A 20,801-nucleotide genomic window follows, 5' to 3' on the forward strand; every position below is an offset into this window, starting at 1 on the left:
ATTTTGATCATAGCGACTAACTCCCTAGCGCGGCTATTAACCACAAATTAACAAAAATCTTGCGCGACCCATCTAACCAGTCTAAAACTTTAACCGATCAATAGTAAAGGATAGCGACCTAATTATTATAAGCGTGGCTTGTTGTTTTGCATTACATTCATGTGCTCTGCCACACCTAATCAAGTAAAGAGTAGCACCGTTATGACCAATGATGGCTAACCCTTATTCCGTTGATTCGGCACTCATGAATAATTCCTGTAAGGATGCAAGACCGTTTCTCCCAATACGGAAACTTGACTAAAAACATAAATTTTGCAAAACTATATAATATAAAATATTTATTTTACTTAAGTAATTAAATTCATTTATTGGAGATGGCGTAATCATGTTAAAGGGACAATTTAGTAAACCACTTAGCGCACTCGTGGTTATTGCGTTAATGTGCGGAAACGCTTTTGGTTCTACAGCTCACGCAGCTGATCAATCAAATTCGTCTAGCTCAAGCGAATTAACCAGCGATGGAACACCACTTAAACCTACGAGCTCGACCAGTACGACAGCAGAAGATTCTTCATCAAAGGCCACGTCTTCCGTGGGAATCCCTGTTTCTATTGATACCAACTTTACTGAGACAAAAACTGCTCTCGATGCATTGTTGATCAACATCAACGTCCATACAGATTCAAAAAACACCCTTCAAAAGGGCGATAAAATCGTTGTTAATTTAGACAGTAATGTCGTTGATTACAGCTCGCTGACTTTAAATTCAAACATTGATAAGTACTTCTCATCTTCTTTGACCCAAATAGCAACACAGTCACTTTTACGAGCAAAGTTGACATGAATACCGAGGGAACGGTTACCATTGCACTTAGTTGTCATGCAAAAGACGCGGACGCTACGACAACAATAGCCGCAAACCTTATTGACACTACCGGTAATTCGCACAATATCAACGTGGCTAACCCCACGTTGACTGTCAAGAAAGATAACCCTGGTCAGGTGGTAATCCCCGGAGCCACGATTTATGGCGGGGTTCCGTCATGGTATACGGTCAATTATCCAAGTAATGGGTACCGAAATAATTCCATCGGCTTATTGTCTAAAGACCTCTGGGGATTTTCGTACAGTGCCCCATATCATTTTTACACGGTAACTTTTGCAACTAGGGAATCAACCGAGTTAGGAAAGTACATCGGGACAGTCACCGCAGATCATGACATTAAGCCAAATTCTCTCTACATTCAAAAAACTGACGCTGATAATCAAGTTACTGATATTACCAATAGTGCCCTCACATCTTTAAGCAATGGAACACTAAAGGTCCACTTTGATGATCTTAAACAATGGCAAATTTATTCCATCACTTTCGCCGTTGCTGCTCCTAATTTCACGGACAAGACAACGGTAGCTTCTTCATTTTCTCAAGGCTCAGCTAACGTTACTGCAAACATCACTGGTCAATATACAGGCACAAGCCAAGCCGGATTTGTGCCCTACATTGATGGCAAGGATATCACCTTTTATCAGAATGGGAAGTTCAACTTATTAGACCAGCTGACGGCCGGTGACGTAGAGGATGGCACGTTAACAAATGCCATTAAAGTGGTGGATGAAGGTGGCTTTGACATTTCAAAACCAGGAACCTATCTTGTTAAATATTCCGTCACCGATAGCGATGGGAATATTGTGACTTACTCGAGAAACGTGAGTGTGATTGCCTCAACTAAGGCCGGTGATGTAACTGCCACGTATGTTGACACAGATGGTCACAAAATCGCTGATGATCGTGTGCTTCATGGCAACATTGGCGACAAGTACACCACTACCCAAAAGCAGGTCAACGGCTACACCTTTAAAGAACTCCACGGTAGCGCAACAGGCGCCTTCACGGATACAGCACAGACTGTAATTTACGTTTACGCTAAAGACCACGCCGATAGTTCAAGTTCTGACAGTTCAAATCCTAGTTCAAGTTCTAATAACTTAAGTTCCGAACACAACAGTTCATCTTCAAGCAACGCTAACAATCAAGATAGTTCAAGTGCCTCAAGTACAAACAGTAATCAGATAACCGCGTCCACCTCTAGCAACCGGCCCAGTGATTCTAGTCAATCGATGCAATCATCATCGAAAGCTGACCAATCTTCGCAGAAGAGTCTCTTACCCAAAACAGCAGCAGAGGCCGCTTCATGGTTGGGGATCGCTGGTGTGTTAATTAGTGGCCTTGCTGGCCTTCTTGTTTTCCTAAAACGCCACGCACGCTAATTAACCCTTCGTAGTCATACCGAACAATTGACTTGAAAACCAGGATTTCTGACCCCATAAATAGATACACCATCTCGTTTTATATAATGAAAAAGCGTCATGTACAAGCCCCTTTCAGGCCGTGCATGGCGCTTTTCGAATGGTGCTGATAAAATTTTTAAGGCTCCTGAAAAAACGCGTTATTACCATCACAATTAATCTCATTCATCAATAAAATGTCCTTGACCTGAAACGCGTTTCAGAGATTATCCTTGGGTTAATTCAAGAACCACAATAGGAGATTTCATTATGATCAAACACATCTTTTCAGACATGGACAATACTTTGCTAGATTCACAGGGACACTTAAGTGAACACAACGCGACTGTTATCAAAAGTACTCACATTCCATTCACTCTGGTATCCGCACGTGCCCCCATGGAAATGATGTTTGCCATTAATCAATTACATCTGGCAACACCCCAAATTGCGTTTAACGGCGGGCTTATTTTTTCAATGGAAAACAGACGTCTTGTTCCCCTTGTTGCCAACAGCATTGAAACAACCGTTGTTCAGCAAATCCTCGGCAAACTTGGGCAACGCTTTCCCACTGTCAGCGTCAGTTGTTATGGTCAAAATTGCTGGTATGCCGAGAAGATCGATCAAGGAATTACGACAGAAAGTCGCCTCACTGGCCAATCACCGACACTAACTTCATTCAGCCAGTTATTAAACCAGCCCCAGCTTCACATATTCAAAATCATGATGATGTTTGATGAGGAACAAACACTGCACCATGTTCAGGATTACTTTTTAAAAATGGATCTCCCCGGAATCATTTTTCAACAATCTGGTCCGGTCTACCTGGAAGTCACGAGTGCGCTTGCCCAAAAGTCAGTTGGAATTCATTTTATTCAAGAACGTGAACATTTACAGACAGAAGAACTGTCTGCATTTGGCGACGGTCATAATGATCTCCCAATGCTCAATTCAGTCGGCCACCCCATCGTGATGGCAAACGCCAACCCTGAAATCAAGCAAATCGCTGAATTTATCACAACTGATAATGATTCAAACGGTGTTGCTTACGGCATTCAGCACCTATTAGCTGCCGAGAAGCGTAAACTGTAAGTAAACATTTGAAAAAGAAGGTTCGACTTGTGACAAACATCCACGACATTGCCAAGAAAAGCGGCTATTCACCCGCGACAATTTCACGCGTCATTAATCACAAAAAATATGTCAGTACGGCTGCTCAGAAAAAAATTGAACAAGTTATGCTGGCACTAGACTACACACCCAACGCTGTCGCCCGTGATTTGAGTCGCGGCAATACGCATAACATTGGCGTCGTTTTGCCACACAGTCATCACCCCTACTTTAGTAAAATCGTTGCCGGCCTTATGGATGCGGCACTTTCAGCAGATTATCAGCTCGTCCTGCTCCCCTCAAAGTATGATCAAGCCATTGAGCTGACCTACTTAGAACAGCTTCATCAACACGCATTCGACGCACTCATTTTCGTTTCCCATGGTTTACCAACCAGCAAGTTGGCGTCTTATCAAAAATATGGGCGAATCGTTTGTTGTTTTAATCCCGAGGGAAACGCCATCCCAGCGTCCTACGTTGATCGCGATGCCGCCTACATTGAAGCTTTCACTTGGATCAAACAGCACCATTTCAATAAGGTCGGCATTCTTCTCAGTCGCAATTCCCGCTTAAGTGCGACCAGTCAATCAATGCACCGGGCTTATCAACAAGTCTTTAACCAGCCGATACCAGCAGCATTGATTTACACCCCGGTTGTGACGGATCAAGATGGCTATAAAGCGGGTGCCTATTACACGACACATCGGTTAGCCCCCAATTTTATTTTTGGCAATGGTGACGACATCATCGCCAGCACGCGCCAATACTATCTCGACCATCACTTACCCATGCCTGGACTAATGGGTCAAGAGCATCAATTATCTAGTCAACTACTCGAAATTCCAACGATCGATCACCACTTCGAGGAAGTTGGACGTGCCGCGTTTGAATTAGCCCTAAGCGGTAAACAAGAACATCATAAAATTGATTCAACGTTCATTGATTACACAAGTATTTGAAGCTTACTTCTATATGTATTTGCCAACAAAAAGGCCAGTACACTGATTGTTAAATCAGTAAAGTCAAACCCCCAGAGTTGGACAAAATCCAATTCTGGGGGTTTAATATGACCAAATATAACGATGCATTTAAAGCAAACATTAGTCCAAGACTGGGCAGAGGTGATTTCGTCTTAAAACAATTAGCAACAGCCTTTAGACCGATAGTTAAACACAAGCAATTAATAACCATGGTCACCATTTTTTACCTTGTAATGGGGATTTCCCAATACTCGCAAATTTTATTTGCTCAACAAACCCATAATCTTTTACATTACTCAATCGCCTATTCTGCCATGGCAATTGCGGGCGCGCTCTCATTTTTGTTAAGCCCATTAGTGGCCCGACTTTCTCCTCGTCAAACCGCGTTAATATTTTTACCACTATATGGTATCGGTATGCTGTTTAGAACCCTTCCTGGTAGCCTCCTTTTTTCCGCACTTTCAGGTTTACTTTCAGGTTTGGGAGCGAGTATCACCCTTCTTCTGATCAGAACTTGGATATACAGTGAAGCCGACCAAGATTCAGATGCAAAAGGGCCTTTAGTAGCAGCTCGTTATTCTGTAATGCAGTTAAGCACTTTGTTTGCTACCATCATTGCTGGGGCAATAGCTTCGTTATTTAAATCTTCAAATATTGTCTATATTGTTCTCTTATTGTCAGCGGCATTGATAATGGCCTCGTTGGGTCTTACAGTTCATATGCCAGCGAACCGAATGCAACAAAAAGAGAATCGCCTTTCTTTAATGGTTCCCAAGCACCGCCTTTTTGGGGTTAGTCTCATGTTAGTAACTGGTCTAATGGGGATAACGACGGCATTAATTGATCCAATTTTACCGGCAATTTTTCGACAAGCCGGTCTTTCCGTTGGTTTAACCACATTTTGGGTAACAACATTTGGCATTATTACCGTATTAGCTTCCTTCATTTTTCAGCGGTCTTCGCAAACGAAATCTCCGGTTCGAATGTTCTTAGTTGGTCAACTATGTGCCGGCATTTGCATGATTATCACGGGCCTGCTACCGGATAAAATGTTTTTTGCTAAAATTTTGGGCTTTGGCATTATGTCATTTTTCATCGCTAGTTTATTTATTTTCAAAGAGCTAATGGAATACGATATGTTCCCCAAAAGCGAAACAGTCATTTTATTAGGTGTCGCTCAATCTGGCTTTTTAGTGGGCGATGCCCTTGGCTCCCCTTTGGGCACGTTCACTTTTCAGCACTTTGGAAACTCGTTACTGATGATTTTATACGGTGCCCTATCGATCACAATTGGCGTTTTGTATTGGCTTCTTTATTTTCGGATGAAGGCAAATGTGAATTTGCCGGAACGGGACGATGATTGAATGGGTTATTTCATGAAGTAAGCCCTATTTAATTGGACAATTAAGCTAGATACTTGAAAGGCAGATTACCGGTATTCAACTGGCAATCTGCCTTTTAATTTGGTTTCGATTCTACTTTGGCTGTAATAGTCCAACCCAACCGTAAACCAAAGCCACTATAGTTGGATAGAGCTTGATTAAGCAGCTCATCTTTCATGATGTAAAAAATGATCCAGTACTTCTCAATCGTTTCATTGATTGCAAAATATAATAACCGCCATTCCTGAACATTAGCGAACATCCACGAACATTTAGATAGCAAAAGAGCCTTAACGATGATGAGTAAGTCAACGTTAAGGCTCTTTTATTAACTTCCGTAAAAATCACTTATGCGCCTGGAGGGATCGCATCATTTCAAACCGTAAACATTGATATACAGGGAAATACATTTAAAAATATCTTTCTGACTACCATTTTAACTACCACCATACGCTTACAGAAACTTTCATCAAAAGCTTTAGTATATTCATCTGATGCTATGCTTGCCTGAGCTCTTTAAAGTTTTTTTGAATGTCAATAAATATTACTTCTTACTTTCATTGCCACTTAAGACAGTCTGCTTACATTATTATTTACACAACCACTGCAGCAATTAAGAACCATATTGAGTGTACGATGATGGTAGTTATTAATCGAGCTTTCCTAGTTGGTGACCATAATGGAAGCAATGCACAATGAATAATTATGGATTCATTATTATAATAAGCGAATCCAGATGAAACTAGGCGATAAATCGCCGATTCAATATCGACAACTTAACGCCTAGAGAATATTGCTATTTAGCTTTTAGGGTGCACCTCAGCAGATCATGACTGCTATGGCCCCTTTTATATTATCGATATGGTGTGATGTTTTCCTCATTATATGATTTATCATATCATGAGTTGTCATTGAACATTCGGTTGTTACTTAATTTGAATACCATTTGCATTTAAGTCATGTAATTCGACAGATTGCGAATCACTAACATCATTAATATTGCTATCGTCTTTAGTAGAAATATCGTCAACATTAAGCTGACCACCTGATAACTTTAAATCTGATAAAACAACTTCATGCAATTCAGAGTTATCTTCGTCTGAACTATTATCATAAGATTTTGTGACCCGATATAAGGCAATCACTTTGTACCCGCCATTATCGCTGGAAGATTTAGCATTAAGGGTCACGTCTGAATCATTTTGATTTGATGTTGAAGAACCCCATGATCCATATCCACTACTTTTATCTGAATTTTGTTTCTTTTGAAATCTTAGTCATCAAAAATACCCCTAAAGTTGGAGTTTTTACTTTAACTTTAGGGGTATAGTTCACGTTGATAATTAAATCAACGTTGCGGTTTTAAAATTAGTTTATAGCAATTTACAAACCAAAAATTTCCTCTTACTATTCACAGATAGACTAATGCGGAAGTATCTATTATGAACACTACGACGTTATTTCTAAGTGGTTTAATCACTGTCTTTTAAATCTTGTAAACAAACTCAGTACAAGCAAATTTGTAAGAACAGAAAGCCAAATAAATGTCATTAAAAATCTATTTCTAGATTGCCCAGTATATGGTAATGCCTCCTGTGCAGTATCATAATGCTCTGATTTTTCTTCTACCCGTTTATCAGACACTGTTGGTGGAGTCGATAGAGGTGTCGTTGGTGGCGTCGTTGGTGGCGTCGTTGGTGGTGTCGTTGGTGGCGCCGTTGGTGGTGTCGTTGGTGGTGTCGTTGGTGGTGTCGTTGGTGGTGTCGTTGGTGGTGTCGTTGGTGGCGTCGTTGGTGGCGTCGTTGGTGGCGTCGTTGGTGGCGTCGTTGGTGGCGTCGTTGGTGGCGTCGGTACTGGAATCCACAAAATCAATGGTAACAAATCACTTAGTAGTGGGTATTCGAGCTCACCTAAAATCGTGTGATTCGTTTCTTCACCTGCACTTGTATTATTAAAAATATTGTTTACAAACATATTCCAATATTTATTAATATTAGCAGTGTGCCAATCTGGAAAAATCTGCTCCATTTCTCGACCAGGAATGGCAACAGGAACTAACGTAAAGTCTCCCGATATGCTCGGCTTTTCAATTGCGCTATTTATATCACCATTGCTATACCATTCTATCAATTGACTATAAAAGCTGTTTGCCATTCCAGAAATTTCTTCCAAGGATAAATCTGGGTATTGTTTAGCAAAAGATTGTTGTAACGCCATTAATATGTTTTCACTACCGCCATCAAAGCCTGCACGAATAATTTGTAATAGAGCTTCATTTACCGCAGTAGAAGCTGGTGTCTGAGCATATTGATCAAGTACTTTCCCAGTTTCTAGCGTAGCCTTTATATAATCTTGAATTTTGTTTTCACTGGATTGACTAATTTGTCCAACATTTTTAACATATTGTCCGATAATATCGTTGGGAAACTCAATAGCTGTCGTTTGTGATTGATTGATCAGATCTGCTAATTCATTTAAGAGTTTTGTTAGGCGATCAATATTTGACATCTTTTGTGACTTATTATTTTGTTCTCCAAGAAAATTATGGAGCTCGTCGATTTTATCTTTAACTGCTTCAGCCTTAATTTCAGCAATTTTATTTTCCAATTCTTCATTAGCATATATCTCTGAAATGTTAGACAACGAATTATAAAAATCATTAGTATGCAGCACATGATTCTCATTACTAATTTCATCGATTATCATGTCATTAAGATTTTGATTCAAAATAGAGGACTGATTTTTAAGAACCTCTTGTGTTGCCTTAACTAAGTTCTGCTCCGCTTTTTTTAAATCATCAAAGTTTACCGGCGCTTCGATTGTCAAATTCACCGATACTACTTGATCGCCACTTCTAAGCTTTACAGAATAAATTCCTGGTTTAGAGAAGTCAACGCCACTAAAATCAATCTCAATCGGCCCTGCTTCCGTTCCCAAACCAAAATCACTAGTTTTAGGAGTGGCATCACCTAGATTCATAACAAAATCTTTACCAGTCAATTTCTGAGGACTAAACGAACGAACAAAGGTCGCCGTGGGGCCTAATCCTGACTGATATAAGTTTAAAAAATTATCTAAGCTATAGGTTGGACCTGCTGGATTAGCAAGCGTTCCTGTACCAACCATTTTCCATGTTAGAAATTCATTACTAGATGGATCATTCCACCCTGCTGGCCATTCATAAAAATAATCGTCGAATGATAAATCAGTATTCACTCTAAAGCCGGAACCAATGGAAATTTGACTCAAATTTGGTGTATAGCCAAACATAGCATACATGTTTGTCTTGGGTTGAATTACCCAACTCGAAATGTTCAAGGTCTTTAAACTAGCCGTTCCATAAAACATATGCTTCATATCAACTACTTTTGAGGTGTTCCACCCGCGAGTGTCAATCTGATTGACCTGTTTATCAAACGCAAACATTCCAGACATATTGGTTACCCTTGATACATCTACATTTTGTAATCCATCGATGCTTTCAAACCAAGGAGCATCAGTATTTCCATCATATGAGCTAAATAAATAACTTGCGTCGTTATTTGCAATAACTCCTGATTCAATAACGACTTTTTTAATTGTCTCGGAACTCAGAAACGAAGCATCCCATGTAGCAATACCATACCCATACGTATTAGCTAAAGTTCCTGCATGCAAAGTTAATGTCCCTTGATCATCAAAATCCCATTTTACGGATCCATTTATCCCCGACTTTATTATGGCCGCTTTAGACAACGCTTGTACCGTATATGGGGCTAGTTTTTCCGTACTTGAAGTGCTTGGAGTACTTACCGTACTGCTACTTGTTGCACTTGCACTGACTGCTGCACTTGTAGCACTCGCTGTACTTGTAGCACCTGCTGTGCTCGCCGTATTTGTGCCACTCGATACGCTTGTAGCACTTGCTGCGCTTGTGATGCCTGTTGCGCTTGTAGTATCATTTCCACTTTCCTGAACAGCGGCAGAGCTATCTGTTAAAACACTGTTTGAAATATCCGTGCTAGTTTTATCTTCAGAAGCTGCTTGCTTGGATACTTGATCATTTGTTCCTTCATCGGATTCAACCAAAGATGTTTTATGCGCATCGCTACCCAAGACTAACTTATTTGGTTGGGAAATTGGCGCTGTTATTTCATTAGCGTCTAATACTGGTAATGTATCAGCATGAACATTTTGATTAGAGTAAACGGAGGCAACGGTAAAAGCAACCATGGTTATTCCACTAACAACCCAAAATTTTCCGGATTTATATAGTTTATATCGCGTTTTTAAATAGGGTTCCATACTTAGACACCATCCCGTAATCTATTACGTTTTGCACAATTACATCCTACGCAACTATAACACTTTTTTATTTTTATTAAAATATATTTAATCAAATGAACTATATAATCATTTAATTTGCCATTTTAAATTAGTGAAGCTCTAAAGACTATATATGCATCCTAAGTCAACACACCAATATAAATAGTCCAATATTTCCACTAATCTCAAATATTAACTACCATTTTCCTGAACATCCACGAATATTTAGACAGCAAAAGAGCCTTAACGATGATGAGTAAATCAACGTTAAGGCTCTTTTATTAACTTCCGTAAAAATCATTTATGCGCCTGGAGGGAATCGAACCCCCATCTCAAGAACCGGAATCTTACGTGCGATCCATTACACTACAGGCGCAACTCGTTTATACCTAACTGGTACCTTACTATATTAGCGAATATTAGCCAGAAACACAACCCGAAAACCAACATTTTTGTCATTTTTCCCAAAAACGCTGAGAGGCAGTTAATTGTCATGTTAATAATTAACCTGCTATGATGATTTACATAAATAAAATTTATGGAGGAGATCAACGATGATTACAATTTTTCATAACGAAATCGGTCACCACAGCATTCACTTCCCCAAAGGTAAATACTTAACGTTTAATCTTGTTCACCCAACCCCCAACTCACCGTACCGCATCGAAATTATCGACACCAATCTAAATGGTGTCAAAAAACTTCAAGTTCGGTTTAGTCACCTGGGCCAAATTATGCGGCTCAATGAACCAGAACTTAGCTTTCAACTAATTTAATCAACCCATCATGGCCATCAATCCTTGCTGATAAAGGATTGACGGCCTTTTTTCTATCCCCAAACGCCCTTTAAAAAGTACTCGTTTTCATTTTGTTTCAAATTTCGAACACACAATATATAGATTTTTCAAAACTTTTTTCACATCATCTTGTGTCCGAGGTAAATTTCCGTCTAAGACCGGTAGACCAGTCGTCAGCCGGTGCTTAACCACGTTAACTGCTATATACAGAAAGCGTTTTGAGGACATTTTGTTTTCGCGGTTGATGATGCTAGTATAGCTATCAGTGCGTTACAGGCCTGAATCTTTAAACTCTACCGGGCCACAAATATAAATCATAGAATGGAGCGTTTATTTCATGCATCACATCACTAATTATTTCAAGTTTCTGGCTCACCAACTTACGGGGTGGCACACGGCCTCATACTGGCTCTTCGGGTTTTCACTCGGGGCCCAGGTCATGACACTTGTCTCCAACCCGTTCGGCTTGGTCAACCTGATCACCTTTATTGGGACGACCCTTGGGGTGCTCTGCATCCTCGCCATTAACCAGGCCAAAAGTGTTAATGGTTTTCTTGGGGTTCTGTCCGCGCTCTGTTTTGTGTATGTCGGTTTTGCCGCTAAGAACTACCTGTCCATCGCTGAACAGCTGGTTTACATGGCCACGTTGGACCTTCCCGTCCTGCTGAGCCCAAGCTGGAACAAAAACATGGTCAGCAAGATTCGCTCCTTTACGTGGCGGAGTACTTCCGTTGCCATTATTGCCACGATCATCACATACGGTTTGTCTGGCTTCCTGATTGGGGCCCTGACAAACGACCCGCGGCCATGGATCGATGCCATTTCATTTAGTATCTCTGCCTGTGCCGGCGTGATCTGTTTCCTTCGTTTCAAACAACAATACATCTGGTGGGTTGCTTCTGGTCTTGCCCAGATGGTCCTCTGGGCCGTCTCATTCCGTCAAGGTGATGCAACGCTTGCCATGTTCGTCAACAGTTCCGTTTACTTGTTGAACGACTTCTTGGCATTCACGATTTCACCTTGGTACAACAAGCAAAACCAGGCTTCCCAAGCAGCAAAAGAAACGGCATACTTTGCCAACCTTGATGCTGCCAACAATAACTAACGTCAGCGGCTTATCCTGCCCAGAGTAACGCACTCAAACATTCATTTAAAAATGAGTCTCCCTTTGGAGGCTCATTTTTCTTTGCGATCGTCGCTACTGATCGCCCGTTCGTTGTTCCAGCAACCCTGCGAGTGTTGCCCGTTGAAACCCACCAATGAGGTCATGGATCGTTGTCAGTGACTCTTGTTGCCCACCTAACAACCATTCACGCCACATTCTGTACACACCGGCGCTCATAAACTGGGGCCAGTACGTTTGCTGGGCAGACGTTAATTGTGACCACACATCAATCTGTTCATAAAACCGCAACATGTTGTCATTAAAAATTTCCTTAATGACGTGTTCAAACCCCCGGTCAACGGCCAGTTGAAGAACATCAATATTCGTCACCAAAAAATCACTGAGCGCCGCCATCTTTTCTGATGGTTGTTTGTACATCACGGCGTCAAACTGAGCATCGATCAACGGCCTAAAGTGTGCCACCAGAATGTCATCTAATGTCGCAAAATTCCGATAAAACGCCATTCGACTGACCCCGGCTCGCTTCACCACTTGGGTCACGGTAATATCCGTCAAATCCGTCGTCACCAACAATTGCAACAACGCGTTTGCGAGGTACGTTTGTGAATCCTGTTTGATTGATTGTGCATGTTGTGTCGCTGCCATTACACTTTCTCCATTCTGTCATAGATGCGCCGTTTTCACTTGAACAACTGAACCCGTGACTGTATGCTACTGTCATTAACGTTACAAGTGTAACGGAAGCGAAAGGATTTCTCAATGACTTCACAACAAAAACAACTGGTCGTCGTAACCGGCGGCAGCGGCTTTATTGCCATCCACATAATTCTTCAATTACTTCAACAAGGTTACGCCGTTCGGACCACCGTTCGTGACTTAAAGAAGACAGCCCTCATTCACGATATGCTCACCACTGGTGGGTGGACCGATTTCAGCGACCTCAGTGTCATGGCTGCTGACCTGACGCACGATGACAATTGGGCCACCATTATGACTGGCGCCGACTACGTCATTCACCCAGCCTCCCCAACCCCCACGCTGAACTTTAAAAATGAGGATGAAATGATTCGGCCTGCCATTGACGGCGTGCTCCGCGTCCTCACTGCGGCCCGTGATGCCCACGTTAAACGGGTCGTTTTGACCTCCGCTTACGGTGCCGTTTTTGCCGGACATAAGAACCGCAAAACACCATACACTGAGGAAGACTGGTCTGACCTCTCATCCGGCAAGGTGCACCCGTACCAAAAATCAAAGACGCTATCCGAGCAGGCCGCTTGGCGCTTTATTCGTGAAGAAGGTAACGGCCTGGAACTTGCGACGGTCAATCCGGTGGCCGTTATGGGCCCCGTTTTAGCTGGTGATTACTCTCACTCCAACATTCAAATTCAGGATCTGTTAACAGGGAAAACGAAGGCTGTCCCACATGTTGATTCTGGTTACGTGGACGTCCGTGATGTCGCCAGTTTACACATTCTGGCAATGACCAAGGCCAACGCGAGCGGCGAACGGTTCCTTGCTACCACTGGCGAGACATTATCCATGCTTGAGGTGGCTGACATTCTTCGAACGGCCTTTCCAGACTACGCGGCCAACATCCCCACCAAGATCATCCCCAACGCAGTGCTAAAGGCCGCCGCCTTAACCAACCCAATGTTGCGCATGGTGGCGGGATTGGTCGGTGTCTACGCAGAAACAAGTAACGCTAAAGCTGTGACGATGCTCGACTGGCACCCTCGTTCTGCCAAAACCGCCATTATCGCCACCGCTCAGTCCATGATCGATCTTGGGATCGTTCACCCCAAATAACAGCAACGGGTCCAGATGACTAATTCATCTGGACCCGGCTTTTTTTCTATTCAGTTAATGATACCGTCACGGTCCGTTTGGCCTTTGAACCGGCTTCCAAAACGACCGGTTGGTCCGCACAGCAAAGGGTCAGTTTACTCCCGCTCAACAGCTCAAACCGGGCCTGATTCCGGGTGATGTGAATGCCGATCTGGGTCCCTTGGTACTTGATTTTAAACGTCAGCGCTGTCCACTGAACCGGCAAGTGTGGTGCAAACACCAACCCCTGCTTGGTCTGGGCCATTCCAGCGACGCCATATACCATTTCCATCCAACTAGCACCCATACTGCCAAGGTGAACCCCATCCTGCGAGTTGCCCTGCCCGTTATTTAAATCTGTGAGTAAGGATTCCGCAATGTAGCGGTATGCCTTATGGTGCGCTTCGATGCGGTTAGCCAAAATGCTGAAGATCGGCCGCGATAACGACGAATCGTGGGTCGTCAGTGGCTCATAGTAATCAAAGTCCCGTTTTAACTGCGCCATGTCCTGATCTTCTGGGAATAAGAAATCACTAAGCAACGTATCTGGCTGCTTGTTCACCTGATGCTTGTACAACCGCAGTGGGTGGTAGTGCAACAGGAGCGGATAATTATCGCGCGGCGTCTGATCAAATGGCCAGATTGGCATGTTAAACGCCCCGTCGTCCTGCATCTTGACCCCGAGTTCATCATCAAACGGCAGGTACATGTTATTGGCCGCATGATCAAAACTCGCAATTTCTTTGTCCGTTACCCCCAGTTCTTCTAAACGCCCCGGGTGCGTTTGCTTGAGTTCTTGTGCATACTGAACAGCCAACGCGAGGTTATGTTTTGCCATCCGGTTTGTATAATAATTATTATTAACCAACGCGGTGTACTCATCGGGCCCAGTGACCTTATTGATAACAAAGCGACCACCCTGAGGCCCATCCACACCAAAGCTCCCCACTCGTTGCCAGAACCGCGCCGTTTCAAGGATCAGCTCGAACCCAGCAGTCAGCAAAAAGTCCTGGTCACCGGTCACCTCGATGTATTTAGCAACCGCATAGGCAATGTCCGCGTTAATGTGCATCTGGGCGAGCCCCGCCGGAAAGTATGGCGAGGCCTCCGTTCCGTTGATCGTTCGCCAAGCAAACATCGCCCCACCGTCAAGCCCAAACTCCCTGGCCTGACGTCGGGCGGCATCCAAGGTATTGTAGCGATACATGAGCACCGATTTTGCCAGTGCTGGTTCCGTGTAAATAAACGCGGGCAACATAAACATTTCGGTGTCCCAGAAGTAATGGCCCTCATACCCGGCACCTGTGAGCCCCTTCGCCGGAATGCTGGTGTTTCCATCGTGCCCGGCAGACTGGTGGAGGTGAAACAGATTGAACCGCAAGCCACGCTGCGTCTCTGGATCACCCTCTAGCTGAATATCTGTGTCCTGCCAAAACGCCCGCATTTGCTGAGCCGATTCTGTAAATAGCGATGAAAACGAATGGTGTTCTAAATGGTGATTAGCGTGTTTCAGGTAGGTATCATGGTTCATAGCCACATCCATCAAACTATGGATCTGGCCAATGGAATAGCCAAAGTCAAACGATTCGGCCAGCCCCTGTTGGAGCTCAAGATCCATCACATACTTCGGCATCCCGTCTGTTTGATCAAACTGAACCAGTGAATCCTCCCCTAGATATCGCCACATTAAGATCAACCCCAGCTGACTTTTTTGTGTGGTGATCTGCATGGCGGGAAAATCAGCGTCAATAAACTGACGGTCAAGGACGTTTTTTCTGGTCACTGCCCGGATGTCGGTGCTCTTATCAAACACTTGATCAATGTACGGGTGTTCTTTATACAGCTTTACCGGACCACTAAAGTTCAGTGGACGCACCGAATAGCTCTCACAAAAAATGGCTGAATCCGCCTGTGACGCAAACGTTGACATCGACAGCTGAAGCAGTTTGCCACTCGGGGCCGTGATTTCAAACAGTTCGTTCAGTAACCCCGTTTCCAGGTCGAGGTTCTTATCGATCACCCGCGTCGTAAACGCGACTTGGTCTGAACGTTGGCCATCCACCTCGATGACCAAGTACCGTGGGTCCGGCAGCTGCGCGATGGTTTGATTGTTTTCTGGATAACCGGCATAGGTTTCCCCATATGTAATTTGACTAAGATCATAAAAACCGTTCACAAAGAGGCCTGGGGTCCCTGACGTTTGGCGGCCGTTACCTTGCAATGGGTTACTGGCCCGCACCCCCAAATGGCCGTTTGCCACCGCATAGATCGTCTCTAAAAAAGCTGGCGTTTGATCCGTCAACTCCTGTAAATGTAATTGAAATGATTGTTTTTGCTCGCTGATTGCCATCGCGCGCCGTCCTCACTTTCATCAATTTAACGCCTTAATCATAGTTCATTGCCGCTTAAAGCACCACGCTAAGGTTCTGTTGCCGGTTCTTGATCGACAATTATGGACAAAATAGTCGCGTCGCCGGCTTAAATGAGCTAAGATGAAGTTAGAATAACTCTAAGGAGGAACTGTTATGGCTCAGGTCATTGATGAAGACGCCATCCGCGTTTTAAAAGAAAACCAGCTGCGGGTCACACCACAACGACAAATTGTGCTACACTACTTGATGACCCACCATAATCATCCTGACGTTGGCACCATGTTTGATGAACTAAAGCCAGATCACCAAGGGCTGAGTTTAGCAACCATTTACAACACGTTGAACACCCTGGTCGAGACGGGCATTGTCATTGAACTCGATAATGGTGACGCCGGAACCCACTACGATTATTATGGACGCCCCCACTTTCATGCCGTTTGTCAAAACTGTGGTAAAATCACGGACATCTTTTATGATGATTTTAGTAACCTGGAAACGGCCGCCGTTGAACAATCTGGCTACATGATTACCGAAGATCACATTGAGCTTTTCGGGTACTGCCCCGACTGTCAAAAAAAGCTTGGCTTAACACCAAATAAATAACTTGTTCGGTTTAACGATTCCAACAAAAGGGACTCGCCACACTGTGTCATGTGGCGGGTCCCTTTTTGGTTGTCGTAACTAATCATTTTGGCTGCGTGTCCGTGGTAACGTTAACGCCAGCAACGCCCCCAAAATTCCCAGTGTCATGAAGACCCCGAACGTCCACCGGTAGCCCAAAATGGTCGCATTATGCACGCCCAGGCTGACTTTGTAACTCGCCGCTACCCGGCTCAACACGATCGTTGCCCCAGCAACACCGGCTGACCCCAATAACTGCCGAACGGTCGTTGTAACAGCCGTCCCGTGGGCAATGAGTTTATCAGGCAGTGCATTGGCACCCAGCGTGACCGCAGGCATCATCACAAAGGCGTTGCCACCTTCCGTAACGATCGAGGCCAGGATCAACGTGGTGACCGTTAAATGCGCTGTGGCACTGGTTAAGCACCCAAAGCCAAGCACAATTAAGCCCATCCCCACTAACACAACGTTCCGTGCACCGATGCGATCCATCAGCCGACCACTTAACGGATTCAACAGACTGAGGCCAACAGCTGCCGGAACCAGTGACAATCCAGAGGCTAACGCCGACAGACCCAGCACGTTTTGATAATACAGTGGCAACACAATCGTCGTCACAATTAAGGCCACGTAGGAAATCCCCGTCAGCAGAACCCCCGTCGTGTACACCCGGCTCTGGAAAACACGGAGAACCAGCAATGGTTGCTCCCGGCGCAACTGCCGCCAGCAGAACCAGCACGACGCAACCAGGCTCACAACCAGCAGGCCAAGGAGACCCATTGAAAATTGACCAATCCCCCAGCGGTTCAACACGTACAGCAAGCCGATGAAGCCGGTTGACGCCAAAACTGACCACCCATCAATCGTTGTTGGCGTCAGCGGCATCACGTCACGAATGGTCCACCATGAGGCAATAAACGCACCTGTGACCAATACCAGAAAGAGGCCAAAGAGCCCCCGCCAGCTCGCCCATTGAAGAACGATCCCGGAAATAATTGGACCAACGGCTAACGCCGCTCCCATAATCAACCCAGCCGTGCCCATTGTTTGCCCACGGTGCTCCTTTGACGTAATCGTCAACAGCACCGTTTGAAACGACGGAAAGATGATCCCGACCCCAACGGCTTCGATCAACCGGCCAATCAAAAGAATGGGGTACGTTGGTGCCACGAGACAAATTAGCGTCCCGACGGCAAAGGTGGCAATCACTGACCGAAATAACGTACCAAATGGCACGTTATTTAGTAACCACGGGCTCACCGGAATCATCACGCACATGATCAACATAAACCCCGTCGTTAACCACTGAACCGCGGGTGTTCCAATGTTAAACGTTCGCATCAGCGTTGGGTAAGCCGTTGACAGTGCTGACTGACTGATTGACATACTAAACGTCCCCGTTAATAACGTCGCAATGAACCATAATCGGCGGTACGGAACCCCCGCCCGATCGACCCCCATTGTTGCTTCACTCACACTTGTTTGACTCAATCTCGTCACTTTCTCTCTTCGCTCTCTGCTGCCGTTAATCCTGGTTTGTGCGGTTTTCAACGTCCGCCATGCTTAGCAAATGATACGTTTTTGGGTGTTCTGGATCGAACGCCTCAATTTGCGCCATCATCCCCGTGTCCTCGTGTTCCAAAATGTGACAGTGGTACATGAAGACGCCAAGAACATCAAACTTAACGCGGATGCGCACCGTCTCACCGGCATTGACCCCGACAACATCCTTGTACCCGTGTTCGTTTGGATACGGTGCGTGCCCATTCCGTGACAAAATGAGGAAATGACAGCCATGCATGTGGAATGGATGAATCATCCCCGTGTCCATTTCATTTGTATTGGTCACGTCCCAATCCACAACGTCACCGATCTGTTGCCGCCGATCAATGCGTTGCATGTCAAACAGTTGCCCGTCCAAGCGAACCTCATCATCCATTCCGGACATGACCGTTGTTTCGACGCCGCGGCCAGGAGTTGGTTGCCAGTCTTCGATCGCCACCAGGTGGTCAGGTAACGTTGTGTCATCTGCCACATAATGACCAACTTCAAACGTCATCAAAACAACGTCATCACTCATCAATTGAACCCGTTGGCCCGGTTTGTAATCACCAAAGTCCACAATGACTTCGGCCCGTTCCGCGGCGGTTAACATTAGTTTCGTCATTGGCACAGGTTCTGGCAGTAACCCACCATCTGAACCGATCTGGGTAAACGCATGGTTGTCACTGAAATGAAGCCGGTATTCACGCCGGTTCGCACCATTCAAAATTCGGAGCCGGAGTCGTTGGGTGGTCACGTTAAACACCCCATTGACCGTCCCATTAACTAGCGGCGTTTCACCGAGGGTTCCATCTTCATCGTAATCAGCCTCATAGTCCAGCTGATTTTCATGATACGTCCGGTCCTGCAAAATAACCGGGATGTCATCAACACCATAGTTGCGTGGCAATGGTAAGGCTGCTTCCACATCATCCGTGATAACAACCGCGGCTGCCAGACCATTCCAGACCTGACGTGCTGTGTTCGGACATGGGTGTGGATGAATCCAGTCCGTTTGTGCAGGTTGGTTCAGGGTAAAGTCAATGTCGCGTGCTTCCCCAGGATAAATTGGTGCGTGGGGTCCACCATCTGTGATTGGCCCAGGAATGTTTAATCCATGCCAGTGAAGGGTCGTGACTTCAGGCAGATGGTTAACGATATGTACATGGTAGTGCACGCCATCCCTTAACACGACGGTTTGCCCAAGCAATGAGGCATTGTAGCCCCAAGTGGTGGTCGTTGGCCCTGGTAAAATTGCCGTTTGGCCAACCTGGGCGGTAATCGTATACCACACGTCGTTCCCATCGACTTTGTCCGGTTGCAAGACGGCCGGCACGTTCAGTGGTCGCTCTGGTGTCGTTGGGGTCATTAGTGGCACGTAACCACCATCATGAAGGTCATAGACTGGTTCATCATAAAAATAATCATTAGCGATTGGTTTGTTATTCATCTTAGAATCTCCCCGTTTGCTTGTCTTAGTTAGTCCTCATTTGTTTTAGTGTGGTGTGTAAACGCGTGCCAGCAATCAATGGCAGCCTGTGCAAACATGCCAAGTGCCATCACTTCCATTGCCAACATGTTTTGGTCCGCAAAGACCAGGTAAAGTAAGCCGGCATACACAAGTACAAAGATAACCGTCACAATTCGTGATGTGCTCCCCATCTTCTCGCCTCCTTTTCTTTATTGTATTCATTCTAAGTTAGAATGTCACTTAGAAGCCTCTCCCGTAAATTCAGTCATCAAAAAACGGTCGCTACAATGATTGCAGTGACCGCACTTTCCAACGTTAATGAAGTTTATAGAAATTCCGTCTGGCTTGTTGCGTCATACCGGTCTGTTTTAATCGGTTCCTCAGCAGCCTTCCCAAGTGAAATCGCCATCACCGGAATAAACCGCTCAGGGTCCATCCCCAAAGCAGGAATGATCTTCTTAAAGTCGTAGCCTGACCACGCGTTGGCTTCGTACCCGTGGGCCCGAGCAATGAGCAGCAATTGCATGGCAACCATCGCCCCATCGATCGTTGCGTCGGCCCGTAAAAAGTCTGGCGTCGCATTTTCATACATCGGTAAAAACGTGCCAAAAATCTGGTCAAGTTTGGCCTTATCGATCTTGCCATCCTCGTAGACCTTTGTCCACACCTTCCGGTACACCTCATGTGAGCGGGTGTCGCCAGCCACAAAAATAACGGCGGATGATGTATCCACCTGTGGATAATTAAAGGCTAACGTGGCTTCCCGAAGCTTTGCCTTTGCCTCTGGTGTATCAATCACCACAAAGTGCCATGATTGTAAATCACACGCTGACGGTGCCGTCGTTGCTTCTTCAATCATCGTTTGCAATTCGGTCCGGTCAATTTTAACGGCTGGATCAAAGACCCGAACAGAATGACGGTTAAACATCACATCTGCAAGATCGTTATTCACTAATGACGCTGGCTTAATGGTTTCTGACATGTT

At 44.8% G+C, this 20,801-nt stretch carries 18 protein-coding genes and 1 tRNA gene; 10 read left to right on the forward strand and 9 right to left on the reverse strand.

Annotated elements, in window-relative coordinates; all coding sequences use genetic code 11:
- The first annotated feature begins 385 nt into the window (after window positions 1-385).
- From ACRYI5_RS04505 to ACRYI5_RS04530, 6 genes are all read left to right on the forward strand, one after another.
- Window positions 386-844 (forward strand): hypothetical protein, encoded by a 459-nt coding sequence (locus tag ACRYI5_RS04505; protein WP_448224430.1) that lies wholly within the window; start codon window positions 386-388, stop codon window positions 842-844.
- The gene (locus ACRYI5_RS04510; RefSeq protein ID WP_448224431.1) at window positions 841-2,268 is read left to right on the forward strand and encodes a MucBP domain-containing protein; all 1,428 of its coding nucleotides are present in this window, start codon (window positions 841-843) and stop codon (window positions 2,266-2,268) included. Before ACRYI5_RS04505 ends, ACRYI5_RS04510 begins: the two co-directional genes overlap by 4 nt.
- Before the next feature lie 288 nt (window positions 2,269-2,556).
- The gene (locus ACRYI5_RS04515) at window positions 2,557-3,378 is read left to right on the forward strand and encodes an HAD family hydrolase (RefSeq protein ID WP_448224432.1); all 822 of its coding nucleotides are present in this window, start codon (window positions 2,557-2,559) and stop codon (window positions 3,376-3,378) included.
- Between the two features lie 29 nt (window positions 3,379-3,407).
- Window positions 3,408-4,355, forward strand: a complete 948-nt coding sequence (locus ACRYI5_RS04520; RefSeq protein WP_448224433.1) for a LacI family DNA-binding transcriptional regulator — start codon at window positions 3,408-3,410, stop codon at window positions 4,353-4,355.
- 107 nt (window positions 4,356-4,462) lie between these two features.
- Window positions 4,463-5,740, forward strand: coding sequence for an MFS transporter (locus ACRYI5_RS04525; RefSeq protein ID WP_448224434.1), 1,278 nt, complete (start codon window positions 4,463-4,465; stop codon window positions 5,738-5,740).
- 727 nt (window positions 5,741-6,467) lie between these two features.
- Window positions 6,468-6,545, forward strand: a complete 78-nt coding sequence (locus ACRYI5_RS04530) for an IS3 family transposase (protein WP_407879687.1) — start codon at window positions 6,468-6,470, stop codon at window positions 6,543-6,545.
- A 139-nt stretch (window positions 6,546-6,684) separates the two neighbouring features.
- Here ACRYI5_RS04530 and ACRYI5_RS04535 read toward each other — a convergent pair whose 3' ends face one another.
- The 3 genes from ACRYI5_RS04535 to ACRYI5_RS04545 form a co-directional block, all read right to left on the reverse strand.
- Window positions 6,685-6,903, reverse strand: a complete 219-nt coding sequence (locus ACRYI5_RS04535) for a hypothetical protein (protein WP_407879525.1) — start codon at window positions 6,901-6,903, stop codon at window positions 6,685-6,687.
- A gap of 331 nt (window positions 6,904-7,234) precedes the next feature.
- Window positions 7,235-10,042, reverse strand: a complete 2,808-nt coding sequence (locus ACRYI5_RS04540; protein ID WP_448224435.1) for a BspA family leucine-rich repeat surface protein — start codon at window positions 10,040-10,042, stop codon at window positions 7,235-7,237.
- 325 nt (window positions 10,043-10,367) lie between these two features.
- A tRNA-Arg gene (locus tag ACRYI5_RS04545) sits at window positions 10,368-10,439 on the reverse strand.
- A 178-nt stretch (window positions 10,440-10,617) separates the two neighbouring features.
- Between ACRYI5_RS04545 and ACRYI5_RS04550 the strand changes: the two genes are divergently transcribed.
- Both ACRYI5_RS04550 and pnuC read left to right on the forward strand, forming a co-directional pair.
- Window positions 10,618-10,839 carry a hypothetical protein gene (locus ACRYI5_RS04550; RefSeq protein WP_407879521.1) on the forward strand — a complete coding sequence of 74 codons (222 nt, stop codon included), beginning with the start codon at window positions 10,618-10,620 and terminating at the stop codon, window positions 10,837-10,839.
- 358 nt (window positions 10,840-11,197) lie between these two features.
- The gene (gene pnuC, locus ACRYI5_RS04555) at window positions 11,198-11,965 is read left to right on the forward strand and encodes a nicotinamide riboside transporter PnuC (RefSeq protein WP_448224436.1); all 768 of its coding nucleotides are present in this window, start codon (window positions 11,198-11,200) and stop codon (window positions 11,963-11,965) included.
- A 93-nt stretch (window positions 11,966-12,058) separates the two neighbouring features.
- Here pnuC and ACRYI5_RS04560 read toward each other — a convergent pair whose 3' ends face one another.
- On the reverse strand, window positions 12,059-12,631 hold the full coding sequence (locus tag ACRYI5_RS04560) for a TetR/AcrR family transcriptional regulator (RefSeq protein ID WP_448224437.1): 573 nt from the start codon (window positions 12,629-12,631) through the stop codon (window positions 12,059-12,061).
- Between the two features lie 114 nt (window positions 12,632-12,745).
- On the opposite strand from ACRYI5_RS04560, the gene ACRYI5_RS04565 reads away from it, so the two are divergent.
- The gene (locus ACRYI5_RS04565) at window positions 12,746-13,792 is read left to right on the forward strand and encodes an SDR family oxidoreductase (RefSeq protein WP_448224438.1); all 1,047 of its coding nucleotides are present in this window, start codon (window positions 12,746-12,748) and stop codon (window positions 13,790-13,792) included.
- 46 nt (window positions 13,793-13,838) lie between these two features.
- Here the strand turns inward: ACRYI5_RS04565 and ACRYI5_RS04570 are convergent, their stop codons facing one another.
- Complete coding sequence (locus ACRYI5_RS04570) at window positions 13,839-16,160, reverse strand: glycoside hydrolase family 65 protein (RefSeq protein ID WP_448224439.1); 2,322 nt, start codon at window positions 16,158-16,160, stop codon at window positions 13,839-13,841.
- Window positions 16,161-16,335: 175 nt separating this feature from the next.
- Here ACRYI5_RS04570 and ACRYI5_RS04575 point away from each other — a divergent pair, with 175 nt between their 5' ends.
- Entirely contained in the window at window positions 16,336-16,785 is a 450-nt protein-coding gene (locus ACRYI5_RS04575) for a Fur family transcriptional regulator (protein WP_407879511.1), read from the forward strand.
- 78 nt (window positions 16,786-16,863) lie between these two features.
- Here ACRYI5_RS04575 and ACRYI5_RS04580 read toward each other — a convergent pair whose 3' ends face one another.
- From ACRYI5_RS04580 to ACRYI5_RS04595, 4 genes are all read right to left on the reverse strand, one after another.
- On the reverse strand, window positions 16,864-18,264 hold the full coding sequence (locus ACRYI5_RS04580) for an MFS transporter (RefSeq protein ID WP_448224556.1): 1,401 nt from the start codon (window positions 18,262-18,264) through the stop codon (window positions 16,864-16,866).
- Window positions 18,265-18,328: 64 nt separating this feature from the next.
- Window positions 18,329-19,795, reverse strand: coding sequence for a multicopper oxidase family protein (locus ACRYI5_RS04585; RefSeq protein ID WP_448224440.1), 1,467 nt, complete (start codon window positions 19,793-19,795; stop codon window positions 18,329-18,331).
- A 29-nt stretch (window positions 19,796-19,824) separates the two neighbouring features.
- Window positions 19,825-20,007 (reverse strand): hypothetical protein, encoded by a 183-nt coding sequence (locus ACRYI5_RS04590; RefSeq protein ID WP_407879508.1) that lies wholly within the window; start codon window positions 20,005-20,007, stop codon window positions 19,825-19,827.
- Window positions 20,008-20,141: 134 nt separating this feature from the next.
- Window positions 20,142-20,798: a nitroreductase family protein gene (locus tag ACRYI5_RS04595; protein ID WP_448224441.1), complete on the reverse strand. Its 657-nt coding sequence runs from the start codon at window positions 20,796-20,798 to the stop codon at window positions 20,142-20,144.
- Window positions 20,799-20,801 lie beyond the last annotated feature (3 nt).

Source organism: Furfurilactobacillus sp. WILCCON 0119 (assembly GCF_053471565.1).

Bases quoted from the DNA above. Each gene is read 5' to 3' on its own strand.
- ACRYI5_RS04510 (WP_448224431.1), top strand. From the start codon at position 841: ATGAATACCGAGGGAACGGTTACCATTGCACTTAGTTGTCATGCAAAA.
- ACRYI5_RS04560 (WP_448224437.1), bottom strand. From the start codon at position 12,631: ATGGCAGCGACACAACATGCACAATCAATCAAACAGGATTCACAAACG.
- ACRYI5_RS04570 (WP_448224439.1), bottom strand. From the start codon at position 16,160: ATGGCAATCAGCGAGCAAAAACAATCATTTCAATTACATTTACAGGAG.
- ACRYI5_RS04590 (WP_407879508.1), bottom strand. From the start codon at position 20,007: ATGGGGAGCACATCACGAATTGTGACGGTTATCTTTGTACTTGTGTAT.
- ACRYI5_RS04580 (WP_448224556.1), bottom strand. From the start codon at position 18,264: ATGGGGGTCGATCGGGCGGGGGTTCCGTACCGCCGATTATGGTTCATT.
- ACRYI5_RS04595 (WP_448224441.1), bottom strand. From the start codon at position 20,798: ATGTCAGAAACCATTAAGCCAGCGTCATTAGTGAATAACGATCTTGCA.
- ACRYI5_RS04550 (WP_407879521.1), top strand. From the start codon at position 10,618: ATGATTACAATTTTTCATAACGAAATCGGTCACCACAGCATTCACTTC.
- ACRYI5_RS04575 (WP_407879511.1), top strand. From the start codon at position 16,336: ATGGCTCAGGTCATTGATGAAGACGCCATCCGCGTTTTAAAAGAAAAC.
- ACRYI5_RS04585 (WP_448224440.1), bottom strand. From the start codon at position 19,795: ATGAATAACAAACCAATCGCTAATGATTATTTTTATGATGAACCAGTC.
- ACRYI5_RS04515 (WP_448224432.1), top strand. From the start codon at position 2,557: ATGATCAAACACATCTTTTCAGACATGGACAATACTTTGCTAGATTCA.
- ACRYI5_RS04505 (WP_448224430.1), top strand. From the start codon at position 386: ATGTTAAAGGGACAATTTAGTAAACCACTTAGCGCACTCGTGGTTATT.
- ACRYI5_RS04565 (WP_448224438.1), top strand. From the start codon at position 12,746: ATGACTTCACAACAAAAACAACTGGTCGTCGTAACCGGCGGCAGCGGC.
- ACRYI5_RS04540 (WP_448224435.1), bottom strand. From the start codon at position 10,042: ATGGAACCCTATTTAAAAACGCGATATAAACTATATAAATCCGGAAAA.
- pnuC (WP_448224436.1), top strand. From the start codon at position 11,198: ATGCATCACATCACTAATTATTTCAAGTTTCTGGCTCACCAACTTACG.
- ACRYI5_RS04525 (WP_448224434.1), top strand. From the start codon at position 4,463: ATGACCAAATATAACGATGCATTTAAAGCAAACATTAGTCCAAGACTG.